This window comes from Nocardia exalbida NBRC 100660 (assembly GCF_000308575.1).
Lineage (GTDB): Bacteria > Actinomycetota > Actinomycetes > Mycobacteriales > Mycobacteriaceae > Nocardia > Nocardia exalbida.
Map to the genome: position 1 here is coordinate 93771 of NZ_BAFZ01000032.1, position 19641 is coordinate 113411.

Sequence of the window (19641 nt, forward strand, 5' to 3'; positions counted from 1 at the left end):
CGGCACCTGCGCTCAGCCGAGCTGAATGGATCGGCGTGCCATGCCGAACCAGTAGCCGTCGATGACGGTACGCAGCGTGCCGAAATCCTCCTCGCCCGCGCCGAGCGCGACGAACAGTGGCGCGAAGTGGTCGGCGCGTGGATGGGCCAGGCGAGCTGCGGGCGCGGTGCGCTCGAAGTCGAGCAGTGCGTCCAGGTCGCGGGCGGCCAGCGTCTCGCGGCCCCACGCGTCGAATTCGGCCGTGAAGGAGGGTACGTGCTCGTCGTCGGCGGTCAGCGCGCGCAAATTGTGCGTGAAGAATCCGCTGCCGACGATCAGTACGCCTTCGTCGCGCAGCGGCGCCAGCTTCCGGCCGATGCCCAACAGGACCTGCGGGTCCAGCGTCGGCATGGACAGCTGCAACACCGGGATGCCGGCGTCCGGATACATCTCCTTCAACGGCACGTAGGCGCCGTGATCGAGCCCGCGATCCGGCACGTCCGCCACCGCGGCGCCCGGTCCGCGCAACAGATTCCGCACCTTGCCGGCCAGCTCGGGCGCGCCCGGCGCGGGATAACGCACCTGGTAGTACCGCTCCGGAAAGCCCCAGAAGTCGTAGACCAGCGGCACCGTCCTGGTGGCGCCGAGCGCGATCGGCGCGGCCTCCCAGTGCGCGGAAACGATCAGGACGGCGCGGGGCCGGGGCAACGCGCGCGACCACGCCGCCAGTTCGGCGGGCCACCTCTCGTGGTCGGCGAGTGGCGGAGCGCCATGCGAGAGATACAGCACCGGCATTCTTTCGGTGGCCACGGTCATAGTGCTCCTCCCGGCTCGGTCGCCCAGGTAGTTCAAATTCGAACTCAACTGTAGCTGGTTGTTCAAATTTGAACAAGGGGCTAGGGTGGAGCTGTGGAGACCACGTGGCTGAACGTCCGCGAGATGGCGGTGTGGCAGAACTTCCTGGCGGCCGGCGCGCTGGTGGGTCGCGAGGTGGAACGGCAGCTCAAGCGGGAAGGGCTGTCGCACACCCAGTACGAGGTGCTCGTGCGGCTCGCGGACGCGCCGGAGGGCCGCCTGCGGATGACCGAACTCGCCGAGGCGCTCTACACCTCCAAAAGCGGTCTGACCTATCAGGTGACGCAGTTGGAGAAGACCGGGTTGCTGGTCCGCGAGGCCTGTCCGACCGACGTGCGCGGCGTCATCGCCGTACTCACCGCCGCGGGCCGGGAAAGGCTGGCCCAGGTCGCGCCTGGCCATGTCGCGACCGTCCGCCGCGTCCTCGTCGACGTGCTCACCGACGCGCAGCAGGGCGCTGTCGCGGACAGTCTGGGCGAGGTCGCGCGGCGACTCGCTCCCTGACTCAGGCCAGCGACGCCAGCCAGTCGTGCATCCACGACAGCGCGGTCGCTCCGCCTCCGACGGGGTAGCTGCCGTAGGCGGTGTGCGCTTCGGAGCGGTAGAACTCGTCCAGCAGCCGAGCCCGTTCCTGGTTGGCCGACTCCGAGAGCTGGCTCTGCAAAAGGGGGATTCCGCCGTTGGACATCAGGTCGCCGACGATGGCGCCCATTTCCATCTGGTAGCGCCACAGGTAGGCCGGGTCGGGGTGCGAGGTCTGGGCCAGGAAGCCCGCGAAGCGGGTCACGAAATCGTCCGACGCCGTGGTGCAGTAAAGATCGCCGATCGCGCAGATGGTGCGGGTCTGCGGGGTGAGGAGACCGAACCCGCCGATGCGCGGACCACCCGCGCCCGCGCCGCCGACCGGGGGACCGACCAGTGCGTCGGTGGGGGAGCGGCGGGGATCGGAGATGAGCCCCACCGCGGCGATCCGATGCGGCGGCACGACGCCGAGTCCGGTGCCGATCTCGGCGGCGAGATCACCGGCGGCGTCCGCGCCCTGGCTGTAGCCCAGCAGCGCGATCCTGGTCGCGCCGCACTCCCGGCCCATCGCCGCGATCATGCCGCGCGCGTTGTCGACGGCCTCGCGTTTGGAGGCGCCGTATACCTCGCTCTCCCAAGGGAAGGCGGTCGCCGCGTAACTCACGTAGTCCACCGACGCCGAGGACGGCAGGCCGCGGGTGACTCCGGCCAGCATCCCGGGCCCGGGGCGTTCACCGTCCGCGGTGGTCTCCCATGTTCCCGGGATCGCCACCACATACAGACTCGGGCAATCCGGTGCGGCGACGGCGGGCCCGCTGCCCGGCCCCACACACGACAGCGCCATCACCGCGAAACCGATGGCCGCCGAGATCAACTTCGATCGCATGGCGTTTGCTCCTGGTAGTACAGGCGCCGCAGGCGCTCCCCGGCAGGAATCGGCCTCCGCGGGCGCCGTGCGGTGGTCGGACCCGGCCCCGTCGAAGGCTGCATTGAGACTCGGTGGTCTCAAAGTGCAGCCAGGATAGCGACAGTGTGGGAGAGTGCACAATCGGAGTCTGAAGTGACGCGTATCACAGTCGATTCGGAGCCATCGGCGCTCGCCGATTGCTAGTGGCCTTGGGCGAGAAGAACTGTCATGGCCTCCGCCCATCGATCGATGGTTGCCGCCGCGGCGCGCTCGGAGGTGCGCAGCGGCCGGGACATCGCGGTGCCGCGCAGTATCGCGATGGTGAGGTCGCGGACGGCCGGGTACCGCGGATGGGCGACCAGGTCCGGACCGAACAGTGCGTCCACCACGCGCCGCAAGTCGCGCCCGGCTTTTCGTTCGGCCGCGCGCAACGCCTCGGCAAGCGCCGGATCGGTCCGCGCGGCCGCCCACAGTTCGAACTCGGCTTGCGCCGCCGGGCGCGCCATCGACTCGTACAGGGCGGTCAAGGCGCGGCGTAGCGGATCGGTCCCCGTGCCGAGCCCGGCCGCGACCTCTCGCACCGCCGCCTCGTTGCGTGCGACCAGATGTCCGACCAGTTCACCGATCAACGCGCCGAGGGTCGGGAAGTGATGCAGCAGCGCCCCGCGGCTCACGCTCGCGGCCCGCTGCACGGACAACGTGGACAGCGCCCGGTAGCCCTGCTCGGCCAGCAGGTCGGCGGCGGCGTCGAGGATGCGAACGCGGGTCGCCCGCTTCTGTTCCTCGCGTCGTCCGGCCATACCAGCTCCTCCCGTCGCCGCGACATTTTCACAGTCAATGTTGACTGTCAAATGGTGGGTACGCCAGACTGCGGAGACCGGTTCGCACCAGCGTCGAAGGGAAAGCGATGACCGACAGTGACAGCCAGGCCGACAGCGGGGCGGGCGCGTGGTATCGCAATTGGACCGAGACACCGGACACCCCGTGGGCCGGACGCCCCGACCCGGACGACGCCCGCGAGTACCGGACGCTGACCTACGAGCGGGACGGTCGCATCGCCCGCATCACCTTCGACCGGCCGGAGAAGGGCAACGCGATCACGCCCGATACGCCGCACGATCTGGCGCACGCGGTCGAACGCGCGGATCTGGACCCGCGGGTGCACGTGATCCTGGTGTCCGGGCGCGGCAAGGGATTCTGTGGCGGCTACGACCTGAGCATGTTCGCCGAGCAGAGTTTCGCGGTGGCGGGCGGGCCCGATGAGGTGGCGGGAACCGTCGTCGATCCGGTGGTGCAGGGCCGCAATCACGATCCGGCGCGGACCTGGGACCCGATGATCGACTACGCGATGATGAGCCGGTTCAACCGCGGTTTCGCCAGCCTGATGCAGGCGAACAAGCCGACCGTGGCCAAGCTGCACGGCTTCGCCGTCGCGGGCGGCAGCGACATCGCGCTGTTCGCCGACCAGATCATCTGCGCCGACGACACGAAGATCGGCTACCCGCCCACCCGGGTCTGGGGTGTCCCGGCAGCGGGCATGTGGGCGCATCGCCTCGGTGACCAGCGCGCCAAGCGCCTGCTGTTCACCGGCGACTGCCTTACCGGGAAGCAGGCGGTGGAATGGGGCCTGGCCATCGAATCCTGGCCCGCCGCCGAACTCGACGCGCGCACCGAGGAATTCGTCGCCCGGATTGCGCGCATGCCCGTCAACCAGCTGATGATGGCCAAGCTGGCGCTCAACTCGGCGCTGTACGCGCAGGGGGTGGCGAACTCCGGCATGATCAGCACCGTCTTCGACGGCATCTCCCGGCACACCAGCGAGGGATACGCCTTCCAGACGCGGGCCGCCACAACCGGTTTCCGCGAGGCGGTCCGGGAACGCGACGAACCGTTCGGCGATCACAAACGGCATCGGGCGCAGGAATGAACCCCTGCTGACGGATCGTCAGCGGGCGGGCGGGACGTTTCCCGTCGTCTCTTCCTCGATGCCGCTGTAGCCGAGCCGCACATCGTGCGCGACTTCGCCGCCGCTCACCGTGACCTGGCTGGTCACCGGCGGATAGCCGCGCGCGACGATCGTGTAGTCGCCTTCGGCGAGATCCGTGACGACATAGCGCCCGTTCTCGTCGGTGCGCGTCGTCGCGGTCGGCACGCCCGCGGCGTCGAGCACGCTGATCTGCACGTCCGGGACCGCCCGGCCGCCGTCCGACCACGCCGACCCGGCCAGCACCGCCATCGGCGTGAGTTCGATGTCGTGGTGTAGCAGCCCGCTTTCCGGCACGGTCAGCGCGGTCGCGCTGGGTCGCATGTGTTCGGCGACCGCGACCAGGGTGTACGTGCCCGGCACCACGCCGTGGCACAGGTAAGCGCCGTCGGCCGCCGCGGTGGCCGAGCCGACCACCTCGCCGTCGAGGTCGGTCAGCGTGATGGTCGCGCCGGGCAGCGGCTCGCCTTGCCTGCCGGACCGGACCACACCGGACAGCTCGCCGGAGCCGAGCAGGGTGATGTCGAGTTGCTGCGGACGGTCACCGACGGCGACGTTCACCGCGGCGGGCTGATGCCCGGCGGCCGAGACGATCAGCACGTAACCGCCCGCGTCGGGCGCGCCGAGGAGGTAACGGCCGTCGGCGCCGCCGCCCGTGCGCGCTGCCTGCCGCCCGTGCTGGTCGATCAGGGTGAGCGCGGCCGCGGGCACCGGGCGGCCGTCCTCGCGATGGACATAGCCGCTGAGTGAACGCCCTTCGTGCTCCGCGCCGTCGAAGCTCGCGCGAGGTTCGCGCCGGTGTGCGCCGTTGCTCGCGGGGTCGCCCGCGCCGTAGCCGCCTCCGGCCGCGGCGAGCACCGGTTCCGGCTCCGACAGCGCCTGCGCGGCGCCTTCCCAGACCTGATCCGCGTCCCAGTGCGACTCGGCGGCCTCCGGCTCCTCGATCGGCGTCTGCGCGACGGGCGCCGGAGCGTCCTGCAGCGGAATCTCCTTCATGAACATCAGCACCACGCAGGCCAGCAGGGCGACCCCGGCCGCCGTGTAGAACACGCCGTGCATGGAGTCGGTGAAGCCGGTGAGGATCGGCGCCTTCAGCGCGTCGGGCAGCGCCGCGATGCCGCTGGTGTTGGACTGCATGCCGCTGAGCTGGTCGGCGCCGAACCCGGGCGGCAGCGCGCCGCCGAACGCGTCGATGATCCGGTTCGGCAGCAGGTTGAACAGGATGGTCAGGAACACCGCTACGCCGAGCGTGCCGCCCATCTGCCGGAAGAAGGTGGCCGAGGCGGTGGAGACACCCATGTCCTTACGCGGTCCGGCGTTCTGCGCCGCGATGATCAGCGTCTGCATGCAACAGCCGAGCCCGAGCCCGATCACCGCGCCGATCGCCAGCGGCTGCCACAGCGGGCTGTCGTACCGCACCTGCGCGTACAAGGCCGCACCGACCGCGACTATGAAAGTGCCCGCCACCGGCAGGATCTTGTAGCGCCCCGTCTGCTTGGTGATCCGTCCCGCCGCCTGCGAGCCGACGGTGATGCCGAGCACCAGCGGCAACATGAGCAGGCCCGCCTTCGTCGGCGAGTAGCCGCGCACGACCTGGAAGTACTGCGGAACCATGGTGATCGCGCCGAACATCGCCACACCGACGATGAATCCACCGGCGATGGTGACGCTGAAGGTCGAGTTCCGGAACAGCCGCAAGGGGATCAGCGCCGAGTCCTTCATCAGGAACTCCACCAGGACGAACAGCGCCAGCCCCGCCGCCCCGATGCCGTAGCAGAGCAGCGACTTCTCCGACGACCATCCCCAGTGGCGTCCCTGTTCGGCGACGATCAGCAGCGGCACCACGCCGACCGTCAGCGTCAGCGCGCCGAACCAGTCGATCCGGTGGTGCTGGCGCTGGTGCGGCACGTTGAGCACCTTGGCCACCACGAGCAGGGCGAGCAGGCCGACCGGGACGTTCACCAGGAACACCCACCGCCAGCCGTCGACGCCGCCGAGTTCTTCGTAGTCGGAGAAGAAGCCGCCGAGCACCGGGCCGAGCACCGTCGCGGTGCCGAAGACCATCATGAAATAGCCCTGATAGCGCACCCGTTCCCGCACCGGGACGATATCGCCGATGATGGTGAACGCCAGCGACATCAGTCCGCCGGCGCCCAAGCCCTGGAACGCGCGGAACGCGGCGAGCTGGTACATCGAGTCGGCGAAGGTGCACGCCACCGAGCCGATGACGAACAGTCCGATCGCCGTGAGATAGAACGGTTTACGGCCGTAGATGTCGGCCAGCTTGCCGTATAGCGGCGTGGTGATCGTCGCGGTGATCAGGTAAGCGGTGGTCGCCCACGCCTGCTCGTCGAAACCGTGCAGGTCGTTGGCGATCTTGACGATCGCGACGCTGACGATGTTCTGGTCGAGCGCGGCCAGGAACATGCCGAGCAACAGCCCGGACAGGATGGTCAGGATCTGCCGGTGCGACAGTGACGTGTCCGCGCCCGCGTCCGGGTTCCGCGGAGCCCGGATGGTGGAATTCGTCATGAATGAGCCCTATTTCGGATCGGCGTGGTGTCGGGGAGTGGTGGTCTCTATTCCTGCGGTGAGCCGGTCGAGCAGTGCGGTCAAGGTGTCGCGGTCGGTCGCGGGCCAGTCGGCCAGGATGTCGGCCAGCCACCGGTTGCGCAGCGCGCGGTTCTCCTCGAAGACGCGAACGCCTTCCGCGGTGGCCGCCAGCACGCACGCGCGGCCGTCGACCGGGTCGGCCCGGCGCTCCACCAGGCCGTGCGCCACGAGTGATCTGCTCTGTCTGCTGATGGTCGATGCCTCGGTGTGCAGCAATTCGGCGAGCCTGCCCGCGCGCTGTGGTCCCTCGTGCACCAGGCAGAAGAGCACGGAGTAGGCGAGTCGTTCCAGGCCGTCCGGACCGGGCCGAGCGGGCAGCCACTTCGCCCGGTTGACCGCGCGCATGAACCGGACCAGTCGCTGACCGAGTTCGTCGGCGGCCGCGAGTTCGGCCGCCGTGACCCGGCGCTCGCGAGCGGTTGCGGACATGACACCACCTCGATGTTCCCCACCAGCAGATTTGATTAGCAACCACAACTAGTTGCTTTGAGCAACTATACATCCGGGTTGCCAGAGGTCTGCGCGGTGGGCCACTCGCGGGTCGCGTTGCTACCGTCGATGGCGTGTCCGAGCCGCTTGTTCGCTTCCGCGCAGCCCTGCCGTCCGATTGCCGATGGGAGCCGGTCGGCGGCGGGGAGTCCGGCGCCCGGGTTTTCCGGTCCGCCGACGGGTCCCGCTACGCCAAGTGTGTCGCTCCCGGCGAGGTCGCCGACCTCGCGCTGGAGCGGGACAAGATCACCTGGCTCGGCGGCCACGATATACCCGGCCCTCGGGTACTGGACTGGCGGCCCGATGGCGACGGCGCCTGCTTGGTCACCAGCGCCGTGCCCGGTGTGCCCGCGAACGCTGTCTCCGCGCAAGATCTCGCCCTCGCATGGGATTCCGTCGCGGACACGGTGCGGCGCCTGCACGATCTACCCACCGCGGAGTGCCCGTTCGACCGTGGCCTGGCGCGGATGTTCGCGATCGCCCAGGACGTGGTGGTCCGGGGTGCGGTGCACACCGAGTTCCTTCCCGAGGAGCAGCAGGACACTCCGCCCACGGTCCTGCTCACCAGGCTGGCCACCCGGTTGGAGCCCAGGATGACGCAGGAGTCCGCCGAAGCGGTGGTCTGCCACGGCGATCTGTGCCTGCCGAACATCGTCCTCGATCCGGAAACGCGCACCGTCGCCGGATTCGTCGACCTCGGCCGCCTCGGCGTCGCCGATCCGTACGCCGATATCGCCCTGCTGCTGGCCGATGCTCGGGAGTCATGGCAGGACGAGCGGCGCGCCGGAAAGGCCGACCGCGCCTTCGCCGATCGCTACGGCATCGATCTGGATGCCGAGCGGCAGCGGTTCTTCCTCCATCTGGATCCGCTCACCTGGGGATAGCCCGAGTCACGTCGCGGGCTGAAGCAGTACCGCGGTGCCGTAGGCCGCCACCTCGCTCATGGTGCCCGCGATCTCGTTGCAGTCGAAGCGCATGGCGATGACCGCGTTCGCACCGAACGACATCGCGTGCTGGCACATTCGCATGATCGCCTCGTGCCGGGACTGGTAGAGCAACTGGGTGTACTCGGGGATCTCCCCGCCGCCCAGCGAACGGAAACCGGCGCTGAAGTTCGACCCGAAGCTGCGGCTGCGCACGGTGAGTCCGGCGACCTCGCCGAACACCCGGACGATCTCCTGGCCGGGCACATCGTTCATGGTGGAGACCAGGATCGGGAACTGCGGTCCGGGTGGCGGGGGCGGGGGATACGGCTGGGGTGGCTGCTGGTGCGCGGGATATTGCTGGTACGGCTGCGGTGGCTGGCTCATGTGCGGGATGCTACGGGCGGCGGCGATTCCGTTGCGGCCGAGGGATGCCCGCCGGTCCGGAACCGCACCGACCGCCCGGTCCTGATCGGCCGGTATCGCGTGTTCCGGGGACCGCCGCGCCGCGATTCGGCCTTTTCTGTTGGGCATTCGACCGGCAGAAGCCGAAGAGATATGCAATGTTGTTATTGCGCAACGGCATTGAGAGGGAACCCACGGTGGCCGAGTAGGCACCGGTAAAAGGGGGTGCGGCGAGATCATGTCGTCGAACACGTCCGAGCCCGGCGCCCGCCGAGGCCAGGTCCGGACCGGACGCGTGCCCACGTGGCCGGGAATGATCTCCGGACAGGAGCCACCGCACCGCAGCGACCGGCATCGGGCGTCCCGCGGTCGGCGCCGCGCTCGTCGCGGCCCACGCCGCGCTTGGCTGGTCGGCGGCGTCGGGCTGGCCGCATCGCTCGCCGCCGCCGCGCTGGTCCTGGTGTACACGGACGCGGCCTCCGCGCCCCGGCAATCGGCCACGGTGGCGGACCCGGTGCTCGGCGGCGGCCCAGGCTGCGAGCCGACCCGGGGCGGACAGTTGGTGCGCGGCAACGGCACCGGCTCGACCGCGTCGGGGCCGGAGGTGATCCTGGCGTTTCAGCACGCCTACTACGTGACTCGCTCGGGAGCGGTCGCGCGATCGCTGACGGTCCCGGACGCCGCGGTGCCGCCGGTCACCGTGATCGATGCGGGCATCGCCTCCGTGCCCACCGGAACGCAGCACTGCGTCATGATCACCCCCATGCTCGACGGACGCTACGACGTGGTCATCACCGAGCTGCGCCCCGACTCCACCAATCGCACCTATCGCCAATTCGTCACCGTGGCCACCACCGACGGTAAGGCGACCATCATCAAGATCGCCGCGCCGAACTGAATTCGGCCGATCTTCCGTTGTGCCATTCGCGCAGGTGGACTTTCGCTACGATGCCACTGCCGGGGCGGTCGGTCGGCGAAACGCATGGCATCTGCGGTCGATTCCAGGGGAGGTCGTCGATGGTGTTCGCCCGGTGGTGTGTGCTTGCCGGTACTGCTTTTTCGATGCTGCTGGCGCTGCCGGTCGCACCGTCGGCGGCGGAGCCGGAATTTGCGGTGGCGCCGCCCGAGCAGGACCCTTTCTATCGGCCTTCCGCCGAGCTGGTCGCGTCGAAGCGGCCCGGCGAGATACTCGCCGCGCGGCCGGTCGCCATCGCCAATCAGCTCGACGGGGCGCTGGACGCCGAGGCCTGGCAGGTCTCCTATCGGTCCGGCAACAGCGCCGACCAGCCCATCGCCGCCGTCGCGACATTGCTGAAACCCTCTGCGGGGAACGGCAAATTGGTGTCCCTGCACGCCGCCGAGGATTCCACCGGACTGTTCTGCGCGCCGTCCTACACGGTGCGCCGGTCGGCGCAGGCCGGTCTGCTGGACGGGCAGATCGACCCGTTGCGCAGCGCCCCGGCGTTGCTGGCGCAGGGATGGACGGTCGTGGTGCCGGACCATCAAGGCCCGAATTCGGCGTTCGCCCACGGCCCGCTGGCCGCGCGGATCGCCTTGGACGGCATCCGCGCCGCGGAGCGTTTCGGTCCGCTGCACCTGCCGGGAGCGGCCACCGAGGTGGCGATGTGGGGATACTCGGGAGGGTCGATCCCCACGCTGCACGGCGCGGAACTGCGCAGCGCGTACGCGCCGGAGGTGAATCTCGTCGGCGTCGTCTCCGGCGGTACCGACGTCGATCTCGAAGTTCTGTCCCGCGAGGCGAACAAGGGGCCCGGCGCCGGTCTGGTCGCGGCCGCCATCATCGGTCTCGCGCGCGAGGAACCCGAACTGGACGCCTACCTGTGGGCGAACGCCACACCACGCGGACGGCAGCTACTGACCGCGAAGGACCGAGGTTGCGTGCTGCACCAAGCCGCGCTGGAACCATTCCTCGACATCGACAGCCTGGTGCAAGGCGGCATACTGCACACACCGGTGCTGCGCGCGGTCTTCGACCGCACGAGGATGGGCAAGGCGGTCCCCGACGCCCCGGTCTTCCTCTACCACGCGACCGCCGACTGGCTCGTCCCCATCGGCCCCGCCGACGCGCTCGCCTCCACCTACTGCCGCGATCCCGCCGCGCGAGTCACCTACATCCGCGACCATGCGAGCGAACACCTGACCCTCAACACACTCGCCGAGAACCGCGTGATCGCGTGGCTGCGCGACCGGTTCACGGGAGTGCCGGTGCAGGACAACTGCACCGTCACCGATATGGCCTCCATCGCGCTCGGGCGATGAAGGTCTCCGAACCGCCCTACTCGAGCCCGGCGACCTTCCGGCAGCGCCAGTCCAGGTAGTTGATCAGCGTCCAGAAGTCCTTGAACGCCGGGTTCGTGGTCTGGCCGTGGTGGTAGCGGTAGTAGATCTGCTGGGCGATGACGGCCAGGCGGAACAATCCGAAGACCTCGTAGAACGGCCAGTTCTCGGCCGAGCGGCCGGTGCGCGCGCAATAGTGTTCGACGATCTGCGCGCGGGTCAGCATGCCCGGCAGGTGACTCGGCTGGCGGCGGGAAGCGCGCATCACCTCGTCGTCGTCCGCCTGCACCCAATAGGCCAGCGCCCCGCCGAGATCCATCAGGGGATCGCCCAGGGTCGCCATCTCCCAGTCCAGCACGCCGACGATCGCGCCCGAGCCCGCGGGGTCCAGCACCAGATTGTCGAGCCGGAAGTCGTTGTGGATGACGGTGGTGGCGACGTCCGCGGGCTGATTGGCGTCGAGCCAGGCCATCACCGCGGCGAAATCGCTGACATTGTCGGTGCGGGCGTCCACGAAACGCCGCGACCAGCCCGCGACCTGGCGGGCGACGTAACCGGCGCCTTTGCCGATTCCGGTGAGACCGGCCGCGACCGGGTCCACTTCGTGCAGCTCGATCAGGCAGTCGAAAGCCGTAGTGGACAACCGTCGTGCCTGCTCCGGGGACAGGCTGGTGCCTGCGGGAAGATCGCCGCGCAGGATGGTGCCCGCCACGCGCTCCATCACGTAGAACTCGCTGCCGATCACCTCCGGATCGGCGCAGCGAGCCACCATCCGCGGCACGTAGCGGTAGTGCGGGCGCAACCGCTGCTGCACCAGGAATTCGCGGCCCATATCGTGCGCCGAAGCCGCCTTGGTGCCGCCGGGTGGGCGGCGCAGGATCAAGTCGCGATCCGGGTACCGCAGCAGATACGTCAGATTGGACGCGCCTCCGGAGAATTGGCGCACCTCGGGCGGCTCGTTCAGACCGGGCACCTGCTCGGCGAGCCAGGCGTGCATCGCGGCGACGTCGAAGGCGTCCTCCGCGCGGACGGCGGCGGCGTCCGCAGCGTTCACCGGTCGGTTCCGTATTTGCGCAGCTCCTGCCGGGCGATCACGCCGAGGTGCACCTCGTCGGGACCATCGGCGAAGCGCAGCGAACGAATGCCCGCGAATGCGCGTGCCAGCGGGAAATCGTCGGAAAGTCCTGCGCCGCCGTGCAACTGGATCGCCATGTCGAGCACCTCTTGGGTCATCCGCGGCACGACCGCCTTGATCTGGGAGACCTCGCTGCGCGCGCCGGCCAGTCCCTTGGTGTCCAGCAGCCAGGCGGTGTGCAGGACGAGCAATCGCGCCTGGTCGATCGCGACGCGCGCGTTGGCGATCCGCTCCCGGTTCCCGCCGAGGTTGGCCAGCGGCTTGCCGAACGCCGTGCGCGACAGGGCGCGGCGGCAGCCCAGTTCGAGCGCGCGCTCGGCCAGGCCGATGGCGCGCATGCAGTGGTGGATGCGGCCGGGGCCGAGGCGGCCCTGGGCGATCTCGAATCCGCGTCCCGGCCCGGCGATCACGGCGTCCAGCGGAAGGCGCACGTCGGTGAAGGTGACCTCGCCGTGGCCGAAGGGCTCGTCCAGGTAGCCGAAGGTGGTGAGCATCCGTTCGACCCGCACGCCGGGCGTGTCCAGCGGGACCAGCACCATGGAGTGCCGCTGATACGGGTGCGCCTCCGGGTCGGTGAGCCCCATGAAGATGACGAACGCGCAGTTCGGATGGCCGATGCCGGTGCTCCACCACTTGCGGCCGTTGAGCACGATCTCCTCGCCGTCCACCACGGCGGTCGCGGCCATATTGGTCGCGTCCGAGGAGGCGACCTCTGGTTCGGTCATGCAGAACGCCGAGCGGATCGTGCCGTCCAGCAGCGGCCGCAACCACTGCTCCCGCTGCTCGGGGCTGCCGTAGTGCAGCAGGACCTCGGCATTGCCGGTATCGGGCGCGTTGCAGTTGAACACCTCCGGCGCCCAGCCGGAGGCCCCCATCACCTCGGCCATCGGCGCGTACTCGACGTTGCTCAGGCCCGCCCCGAGTTCCGGATCGGGAAGGAAGAGGTTCCACAGACCCGCCGCCCGCGCCTTCTCCTTGAGCTCTTCGACCACCGGCGGCACCGCCCAGGGCGATTCGCGCAGGGCGGCCGCGTGCTCCTCGTCGCGCGGCTCGATCTCGTCGCGCACGAACTGCCGCACCTGCTCGGTGAGGCGGACGGCTCGGTCGGAATGCGTGAAATCCATACCCATCCTCGTGGCTCGCTGAGCATTGCTCAACTTCCGGTCGAGTCCATTGGTAGCATATTGTTGAGCATTGCTCAATAGAGGAGGGTGGATGACCGAGGTTGCCGTGCAGGCGAGCGGCCGCCGCTCGGCGGACGACCGGCGCAGACAACTGATCGGCATCGGTTTGGGCATGCTGATCGATCGCCCCTGGCACCAGATCACCATCGACGCGGTCGCGCAGCAGGCGGGCATCTCACGCGGGCTGCTCTTCCACTATTTCCCGACCAAGCAGGACTACTACGCACAGCTGGTGCACGCCGCCTCGCAGCGATTCCTGCGCGGTACCGGCCCCGACCCGGACGCCGCCGACCCGCTCGCGTCGATGATCGCCAATTTCGTCGGCTACATGCGCAGGCGCAGGGGACCGCTGGTGAGCCTGCTCCGCGCCGCCGGGCAGGATCCGGTGCTCGAGTCGATCATGGAGCGGATGCATGACGAGCTGACCGATCGGGTATTCGCCGCGCTCGGCAGGCCCGCGCGGTCGACCGCCGAGCGCCTGGTGGTGCGATCGTGGTGGGCCATGGCCGAGGACCTCACGGTGCAGTGGTTGTCGCGCGACGAAGTAGACCAGGACCGGCTGGACCGGCTGCTGTTCGACACGTTGACCCGGGTGCTCGACTCGGTGGACGCCGAAAGCTGAGCGGTTCGCCCGCCCCGGGAATCGCCCTGGCGAAACTCCTGCGCGATTCGGGGCGTGCACCGAAATACCCATGGCGCGATGGCCGGTGCGGAGAGTGGCCGGCCCGGTGCCGCCGAGGGGCGAATCTCGGCGGCACCGGCGTATCCGAACGCGCTGCGGGAGCGCACGCGCCGCCGCGAAGGGAAAGCGCGCCACTCCAGCATAGAGCGATCAATGGTCTGGTGCGCGGCGGCGAAGAAGTGCCTGCGACCCGCGGGAAATCATCTCGTGCCGCGTGTGTCGGCCGCGGCACGCCGAATAGTTGGGTGAGATGGCAAATGAACAGTTTCGCCAGTAGCGGTGGATCGACTATGAATGAGACGTGCCGTTGCCATACGTGATCACTTGTCTGCCATCGACTCTCTCGTGCGGAGAGCGCTGATGGTCATCGAACATCCCATCGAGGACGAGGTTACACAGCTGGCGAGGCGGGTCGAGAAGGCCCGTGGACGGCTCGCCTACCAGTTCGATCCGGCGCTGACCGAGGCGCTGTCGGAGGACGAACTGTATGCCGAACGTGAGCTCGCCGAACGGATTCGCACCCAGGAGCGCGGACAGCGCTGGAAAGAGGCGCAGGCTGCCGCCGCGGCATCCGACCGCGCCAGGCAGACCACCGAAGCGATCGAGAAGGCCGACATGCGAGACCTCCTGCTCGCCCGCAAGGCGATTGCCGCGCAACGACGCGAATCCAGCCCGCACGCGAAGCTGGCCTCGCTCTACCGGCATCGGTCCTGGTCGCTGCGCGCGCTGGCCGGTGTCGTCGCGGCGGGCATGCTGTGGTCGGCGGTCAACGTCCAGCACAACATCGCTCCCGGTGGCGCGACCGATCCGCTGTACTGGTTCAGCTACCTGCTCGAAGGCATGATCAGCGTCTGCCTGATCATCATCATGATCGGCACCAACAAGGTCGCCGAATGGGGCGTGGTGGACAACCGCCGCCAGGTCGCGACCGCCGAAATGGCCCTGCTGGCCTTGACCGTTAGCCTCAACACCTACCCGTACCTGCGCGCGGGCGCCTGGTACGACGCGGCCGTGCACGCCATCGCGCCGGTAATGATCGGTGTCGCGCTGCTTATCCACGACGCGGCCAGCGCCCGCTACGGCCTCGCCATCGCCAGGGCCACCGAGCAGGTCCGCGACCTGCCCGACCCGGCCGAGCAGATCCGGCTCACGCTGCCCCGATACCGGATGCCGGTGGCGCCGGAGGCTCCGGGCATCCCGCACGAGCACGTGATCCCCGACCCGCAGCCCGTCGTGGTGGCGCCCCCGGTGGAGGTCGTCGACCCGGAGGCGGTGGAGGCCGTCGAAACCAACGGCGCTCAGGTGGAATTCGAAGAGCAGCCCGAGGTCGTGGTGCAGGTCGAGAAGAAGCGGCCGCCGGTCGAGGCGCCGCGCAAGCCGGTGCTGCCCGAGTCCATCGAAGACCTCGACGCGATGGATGTCTTCCAGACGCGTCCGACGACGCCGGTGAAGGTCGAGGACACCGACGTCGCGATCGCCGCCAACGGCGCGCCCTCGACCAACGGCAAGAAACTCGTCGCGAGCGAGCCTGTCGCGCCCGCACCGGTTCCGGCGGCCAAGTCCGAGGACCGGCCGGCCGCGCGGGTGCCCGTCGAAGAGCCCGCCGCGGCGAAGGTGGTCGTCCGGCAGCCGTCCGCGGCCAAGCCGAACACCACGGTCTCCGAGGCGGAGGGGCCGACGGCCGAACTCCCGGCAGTCACCCGGCGTCCGTCGGCCGAGGTGAAGAGCGACGGTCCGGCGCCGGAGCCGAAGAACGGCAAGGACACTCCCAAGCCCGACGTCGCGCAGCCGCCGACGGCCCGCACCCCGGATATCTACGACACCGGTTCTTTCCGCGTCGCCGACATCCTGGAGCAGGAACTCGCCGAGTTGCAGGCCGAACGCCGCCGCGCTCGCGCGGCGAGCAGGCAGCGTTCCGCCTCGACAGCGGGCCGCGAGTCCTAGCGAGCCCCGTCTTCGACGATGCCCGCCCGCGCACTAGGCGCGGGCGGGCATCGGCGTCTTCGGGCACCGCTCGGGATCGGGTCGCCGCTGTGGTCAGGAGGCCGCTCACGGCGTCGGCGGACCGACTGCTGAGAGCGGATCTGCCGAGGGCAGCGAGGGAGCGGTTCGGCGCCGCGTGTGCGGCACCGTGGAGCCATGGCTCACGATGACAAGACCCCGATGTTCAGCTGGCGGGCGCGAGAACAACTGCTCAGCCGCCGCATAGTCGTACTCGACGGCGCGCTCGACGACGACAACGGGACGCTGCTGATGACCCAGCTGCTCACACTCGCCGCCGAAGACCCGGACGCGGGCATCTCGCTGTGGATCCATTCGCCGGGCGGATCGGTTCCCTCGATGCTCGCCATCCGCGACGTGATGCGGCTGGTGCCGTGTGAGGTCTCCACGCTCGCGCTCGGATTGGCTTGCAGCGCGGGACAGTTCCTGCTGTCGTCGGGGAGCAAGGGCAGGCGTTTCGCCCTGCCGCACGCCCGGGTGCTGATGCACCAGGGATCGGCGGGCATCGGCGGCACCGCCGTCGACGTCGAGGTCCAGGCCGACGATCTGCGCTACACCGTCGACACGGTGCTCGGCATCATCGCCGAGGACACCGGCCAGCCGTTCGACCGGATCTACGAGGATTCGCTGCACGACCGCTGGTTCACCGCCACGCAAGCCAAGGAATACGGCTTCATCGACCACATCGTCGACTCGTTCGGGCAGATCGTCCCGCAACGCCAGCGAATCGGGATCTCGGCATGATGCGGCAGCGCAGCGTGACCACGGAGGGCCCCGCTCGTGCCGGAAGGGACACATTGTGAGCACCTACACCATTCCCAATGTGATCGCGCAGCATCCGCGCGGCGGCGAGCGGATCACCGACATCTACTCCCACCTGCTCGCCGAGCGCATCGTCTACCTCGGCACGCCCATCGACTCGGGCGTGGCCAACGCGCTCATCGCGCAGCTGCTGCACCTGGAATCGGAGAGCCCCGAGCAGGAGATCAACCTCTACATCAACTGCGAGGGCGGGGATCTGCCCTCTATGCTCGCGGTGTACGACACCATGCAGCACATCCAGTCACCTGTGCAGACCACCTGCGTCGGTCAGGCGATCGCGGTCGGTGCGGTGTTGCTGGCGGGCGGCGAGCCCGGCCGCCGCGCCATGCTTCCGCACGCCAGGGCGGTACTGCACCAACCCGCCGCGCGCGGGCAGGGAACGATCCCCGATCTGATCCTGCAGGCCGACGAGCTGGTGCGGATGCGGGCGGAGATCGAGTCGATCCTGTCGCGGCACACCGGGCAGACGGTGGAGCGGCTGCGGCGCGACACCGACCGCGACCGGGTCTTCACCGCCTCGGCCGCGGTCGAATACGGCCTCGTCGATCAGGTCCTGGGGCGGCGGGACTAGGCCGCCAGGGCCATGAGCGTGGGCCCGGCGCCGGAACGCGGCGCCGACCGCTGCAAGAAGGCGAACCGGCGACGGGCGCGGAGTTCGTCCGCCACCTGGCCGGTGAGCTCACCCAGCGTGGTGCCGAGAGATCCGGCCAGGGCGGCGATCATCTCGCTCGACGGCTCCTTGCGGCCTCGCTCCACCTCGGACAGGTACTGCGGGGAAATGCCTGCCCGCCGAGCGGTTTCGGTCAGTGTCTCGCTGCGGTCCTGCCGCAGGGTGCGCAACTGCTCGCCGAGCACCTCGCGCCACAGGGGTTCCGGCGGCGTCGGCGGGGCCTGCGGCCGGTCGTCGCGTCCACCGGGAATCGAGTGAAGTCTCGGGTGCTCGCTCATGAGCAGAGCGTACGGTCCCGGAGCGTGGGTCTGCCCGGCATTACGCTCTGGGCGGACGAGTGCGGCGATATGGGCGGATTCGGCGTGGTCGCCGCCGTAATCCGAGCGGAGGCGAGCATGATGGGAAACCATGCCCCCGAATTCGAAGGTCTCCGATCTCAAGCCGCGCAGCCGCGACGTCACCGATGGCCTGGAGAAGACCGCCGCCCGAGGGATGTTGCGCGCGGTCGGCATGGGCGACGAGGACTGGGAGAAGCCGCAGATCGGCGTGGCCTCCTCGTGGAACGAGATCACTCCCTGCAATCTGTCCCTGGACCGGCTCGCCCGAGGCTGTAAGGACGGCGTCTTCTCCGGCGGCGGCTTCCCGATGCAGTTCGGCACCATCTCGGTCTCCGACGGCATCTCCATGGGTCACGAGGGAATGCATTTCTCCTTGGTTTCGCGTGAGGTGATCGCCGACAGCGTCGAGACGGTGATGCAGGCCGAGCGGCTCGACGGTTCGGTGCTGCTGGCCGGTTGCGACAAATCACTGCCCGGGATGCTGATGGCCGCGGCCCGGCTGAACCTGTCGAGCGTGTTCCTGTACGCGGGGTCGATTCTGCCCGGCATCGCCAAGCTCTCCGACGGCAGCGAGCGCGAGGTGACGATCATCGACGCGTTCGAAGCGGTCGGCGCCTGCGCCCGCGGGCTGATGAGCCGCGAGGACGTGGCCGCCATCGAACGGGCGATCTGTCCCGGCGAGGGCGCCTGCGGCGGCATGTACACCGCCAACACCATGGCCAGCGCGGCCGAAGCGCTGGGCATGTCGCTGCCCGGCAGCGCGGCGCCGCCCGCGACCGATCGTCGTCGCGACGGTTACGCCCGGCGCAGCGGCGAGGCCGTGGTCGAGTTGATCCGGCAGGGCATCACTCCCTCCGACATCCTCACCAAACCAGCCTTCGAGAACGCGATCGCGGTCGTCATGGCGTTCGGCGGCTCCACCAACGCGGTGCTGCACCTGCTGGCCATCGCGCACGAGGCGAACGTCGATCTGTCGCTGGACGATTTCGCGCGCGTCGGCCGCCGGGTGCCGCACCTCGCCGACGTCAAGCCCTTCGGTAAGCACGTGATGACCGACGTGGACCGGATCGGCGGCGTGCCGGTCATGATGAAGGCTTTGCTCGATGCCGGTTTGCTGCACGGCGACTGCCTGACCGTGACGGGAAAGACGGTGGCGCAGAACCTGGCCGACATCACTCCGCCCGATCCCGACGGCAAGGTGATCCGGGCGATGGCGTCGCCGATTCATCCGACCGGTGGCATCACCATCCTGTCCGGTTCGCTCGCGCCGGATGGCGCCGTCGTCAAGTCGGCGGGCTTCGACTCCGACGTATTCACCGGCACGGCCCGGGTTTTCGACCGGGAACGAGCGGCGATGGACGCGCTCGAGGACGGCACGATCGCGGCGGGTGATGTGGTCGTCATCCGGTACGAGGGCCCGAAAGGCGGCCCCGGGATGCGTGAGATGCTGGCCATCACCGCCGCCATCAAAGGCGCGGGACTGGGCAAGGATGTCCTGCTGCTCACCGACGGACGCTTCTCCGGCGGCACCACAGGCCTGTGTGTCGGGCACGTCGCACCGGAAGCCGTGGACGGCGGCCCGATCGCCTTCGTGCGCCACGGCGACCGGATCCGCCTCGACGTCGCCGCGGGCACCCTCGACCTGCTGGTCGACGCCGAAGAACTCGCCCGCCGTCGCGAAGGCTGGAAACCCCTGCCACCCCGCTACACCCGCGGTGTCCTGGCCAAATACACGAAGCTGGTGGGCTCGGCCTCGATCGGGGCCGTCTGCGACTGAGGGTCTGCCCGAACGACCGTCCGGCCGATCGCCGTCGTCTCCCGCGACGAATACCCG

Annotated in this window: 19 protein-coding genes; 10 read left to right on the forward strand and 9 right to left on the reverse strand. The window is 69.3% G+C overall.

From position 1 onward, the window contains the following. Positions 1–12 precede the first annotated feature (12 nt). Positions 13–795 (reverse strand): dioxygenase family protein, encoded by a 783-nt coding sequence (locus tag ON29_RS06645; protein ID WP_040865254.1) that lies wholly within the window; start codon positions 793–795, stop codon positions 13–15. A gap of 93 nt (positions 796–888) precedes the next feature. Here ON29_RS06645 and ON29_RS06650 point away from each other — a divergent pair, with 93 nt between their 5' ends. Then, positions 889–1338, forward strand: a complete 450-nt coding sequence (locus ON29_RS06650; protein ID WP_245548844.1) for a MarR family winged helix-turn-helix transcriptional regulator — start codon at positions 889–891, stop codon at positions 1336–1338. A gap of 1 nt (position 1339) precedes the next feature. Here ON29_RS06650 and ON29_RS06655 read toward each other — a convergent pair whose 3' ends face one another. Beyond that, positions 1340–2242: a cutinase family protein gene (locus ON29_RS06655; RefSeq protein WP_083863271.1), complete on the reverse strand. Its 903-nt coding sequence runs from the start codon at positions 2240–2242 to the stop codon at positions 1340–1342. 221 nt (positions 2243–2463) lie between these two features. Further along, a complete protein-coding gene (locus ON29_RS06660; protein ID WP_040865255.1) occupies positions 2464–3063 on the reverse strand; it encodes a TetR/AcrR family transcriptional regulator in 600 nt (199 codons plus the stop codon). 107 nt (positions 3064–3170) lie between these two features. On the opposite strand from ON29_RS06660, the gene ON29_RS06665 reads away from it, so the two are divergent. Next, a complete protein-coding gene (locus ON29_RS06665) occupies positions 3171–4190 on the forward strand; it encodes a crotonase/enoyl-CoA hydratase family protein (protein ID WP_040865256.1) in 1020 nt (339 codons plus the stop codon). 18 nt (positions 4191–4208) lie between these two features. Here ON29_RS06665 and ON29_RS06670 read toward each other — a convergent pair whose 3' ends face one another. Together ON29_RS06670 and ON29_RS06675 are read right to left on the reverse strand one after the other, a co-directional pair. Beyond that, a complete protein-coding gene (locus ON29_RS06670) occupies positions 4209–6779 on the reverse strand; it encodes an MFS transporter (protein ID WP_040865257.1) in 2571 nt (856 codons plus the stop codon). Positions 6780–6788: 9 nt separating this feature from the next. After that, complete coding sequence (locus ON29_RS06675; RefSeq protein ID WP_040865258.1) at positions 6789–7289, reverse strand: MarR family winged helix-turn-helix transcriptional regulator; 501 nt, start codon at positions 7287–7289, stop codon at positions 6789–6791. Between the two features lie 134 nt (positions 7290–7423). On the opposite strand from ON29_RS06675, the gene ON29_RS06680 reads away from it, so the two are divergent. Then, positions 7424–8233 carry an APH(3'') family aminoglycoside O-phosphotransferase gene (locus ON29_RS06680; protein WP_083863272.1) on the forward strand — a complete coding sequence of 270 codons (810 nt, stop codon included), beginning with the start codon at positions 7424–7426 and terminating at the stop codon, positions 8231–8233. Between the two features lie 6 nt (positions 8234–8239). Here the strand turns inward: ON29_RS06680 and ON29_RS06685 are convergent, their stop codons facing one another. Then, positions 8240–8563, reverse strand: coding sequence for a YbjQ family protein (locus ON29_RS06685; protein ID WP_217999093.1), 324 nt, complete (start codon positions 8561–8563; stop codon positions 8240–8242). 352 nt (positions 8564–8915) lie between these two features. Here ON29_RS06685 and ON29_RS06690 point away from each other — a divergent pair, with 352 nt between their 5' ends. Further along, positions 8916–9575, forward strand: coding sequence for a DUF8176 domain-containing protein (locus tag ON29_RS06690; protein WP_040865259.1), 660 nt, complete (start codon positions 8916–8918; stop codon positions 9573–9575). Positions 9576–9694: 119 nt separating this feature from the next. Continuing rightward, entirely contained in the window at positions 9695–10957 is a 1263-nt protein-coding gene (locus tag ON29_RS06695; RefSeq protein ID WP_157172671.1) for a lipase family protein, read from the forward strand. A gap of 16 nt (positions 10958–10973) precedes the next feature. Here the strand turns inward: ON29_RS06695 and ON29_RS06700 are convergent, their stop codons facing one another. Next, positions 10974–11972 (reverse strand): phosphotransferase family protein, encoded by a 999-nt coding sequence (locus tag ON29_RS06700; RefSeq protein WP_051174943.1) that lies wholly within the window; start codon positions 11970–11972, stop codon positions 10974–10976. Between the two features lie 53 nt (positions 11973–12025). Then, the gene (locus ON29_RS06705; RefSeq protein ID WP_040865321.1) at positions 12026–13234 is read right to left on the reverse strand and encodes an acyl-CoA dehydrogenase family protein; all 1209 of its coding nucleotides are present in this window, start codon (positions 13232–13234) and stop codon (positions 12026–12028) included. A 91-nt stretch (positions 13235–13325) separates the two neighbouring features. Here ON29_RS06705 and ON29_RS06710 point away from each other — a divergent pair, with 91 nt between their 5' ends. The 4 genes from ON29_RS06710 to ON29_RS06725 all read left to right on the forward strand — a co-directional run bounded on the left by ON29_RS06710 (position 13326) and on the right by ON29_RS06725 (position 17370). Then, the gene (locus ON29_RS06710) at positions 13326–13916 is read left to right on the forward strand and encodes a TetR/AcrR family transcriptional regulator (protein WP_051174924.1); all 591 of its coding nucleotides are present in this window, start codon (positions 13326–13328) and stop codon (positions 13914–13916) included. A 420-nt stretch (positions 13917–14336) separates the two neighbouring features. Beyond that, complete coding sequence (locus ON29_RS06715; RefSeq protein WP_040865261.1) at positions 14337–15920, forward strand: hypothetical protein; 1584 nt, start codon at positions 14337–14339, stop codon at positions 15918–15920. Positions 15921–16115: 195 nt separating this feature from the next. Further along, positions 16116–16721 carry a ClpP family protease gene (locus ON29_RS06720; RefSeq protein WP_040865262.1) on the forward strand — a complete coding sequence of 202 codons (606 nt, stop codon included), beginning with the start codon at positions 16116–16118 and terminating at the stop codon, positions 16719–16721. 55 nt (positions 16722–16776) lie between these two features. Next, complete coding sequence (locus ON29_RS06725; RefSeq protein ID WP_040865263.1) at positions 16777–17370, forward strand: ClpP family protease; 594 nt, start codon at positions 16777–16779, stop codon at positions 17368–17370. Here ON29_RS06725 and ON29_RS06730 read toward each other — a convergent pair. Then, a complete protein-coding gene (locus ON29_RS06730; protein WP_040865323.1) occupies positions 17367–17747 on the reverse strand; it encodes a helix-turn-helix domain-containing protein in 381 nt (126 codons plus the stop codon). The genes ON29_RS06725 and ON29_RS06730 overlap by 4 nt on opposite strands. Positions 17748–17877: 130 nt before the next feature. Here ON29_RS06730 and ilvD point away from each other — a divergent pair, with 130 nt between their 5' ends. Next, on the forward strand, positions 17878–19584 hold the full coding sequence (ilvD, locus tag ON29_RS06735; RefSeq protein WP_040865264.1) for a dihydroxy-acid dehydratase: 1707 nt from the start codon (positions 17878–17880) through the stop codon (positions 19582–19584). The last annotated feature ends 57 nt before the right edge of the window (positions 19585–19641 follow it).

Coding starts and splice junctions, on each gene's coding strand:
- ON29_RS06660 (WP_040865255.1), bottom strand. CDS start 3,063: ATGGCCGGACGACGCGAGGAACAGAAGCGGGCGACCCGCGTTCGCATC.
- ON29_RS06695 (WP_157172671.1), top strand. CDS start 9,695: ATGGTGTTCGCCCGGTGGTGTGTGCTTGCCGGTACTGCTTTTTCGATG.
- ON29_RS06655 (WP_083863271.1), bottom strand. CDS start 2,242: ATGCGATCGAAGTTGATCTCGGCGGCCATCGGTTTCGCGGTGATGGCG.
- ON29_RS06690 (WP_040865259.1), top strand. CDS start 8,916: ATGTCGTCGAACACGTCCGAGCCCGGCGCCCGCCGAGGCCAGGTCCGG.
- ON29_RS06645 (WP_040865254.1), bottom strand. CDS start 795: ATGACCGTGGCCACCGAAAGAATGCCGGTGCTGTATCTCTCGCATGGC.
- ON29_RS06730 (WP_040865323.1), bottom strand. CDS start 17,747: ATGAGCGAGCACCCGAGACTTCACTCGATTCCCGGTGGACGCGACGAC.
- ON29_RS06715 (WP_040865261.1), top strand. CDS start 14,337: ATGGTCATCGAACATCCCATCGAGGACGAGGTTACACAGCTGGCGAGG.
- ON29_RS06720 (WP_040865262.1), top strand. CDS start 16,116: ATGGCTCACGATGACAAGACCCCGATGTTCAGCTGGCGGGCGCGAGAA.
- ON29_RS06710 (WP_051174924.1), top strand. CDS start 13,326: ATGACCGAGGTTGCCGTGCAGGCGAGCGGCCGCCGCTCGGCGGACGAC.
- ON29_RS06705 (WP_040865321.1), bottom strand. CDS start 13,234: ATGGATTTCACGCATTCCGACCGAGCCGTCCGCCTCACCGAGCAGGTG.
- ilvD (WP_040865264.1), top strand. CDS start 17,878: ATGCCCCCGAATTCGAAGGTCTCCGATCTCAAGCCGCGCAGCCGCGAC.
- ON29_RS06700 (WP_051174943.1), bottom strand. CDS start 11,972: ATGCACGCCTGGCTCGCCGAGCAGGTGCCCGGTCTGAACGAGCCGCCC.
- ON29_RS06670 (WP_040865257.1), bottom strand. CDS start 6,779: ATGACGAATTCCACCATCCGGGCTCCGCGGAACCCGGACGCGGGCGCG.
- ON29_RS06675 (WP_040865258.1), bottom strand. CDS start 7,289: ATGTCCGCAACCGCTCGCGAGCGCCGGGTCACGGCGGCCGAACTCGCG.
- ON29_RS06665 (WP_040865256.1), top strand. CDS start 3,171: ATGACCGACAGTGACAGCCAGGCCGACAGCGGGGCGGGCGCGTGGTAT.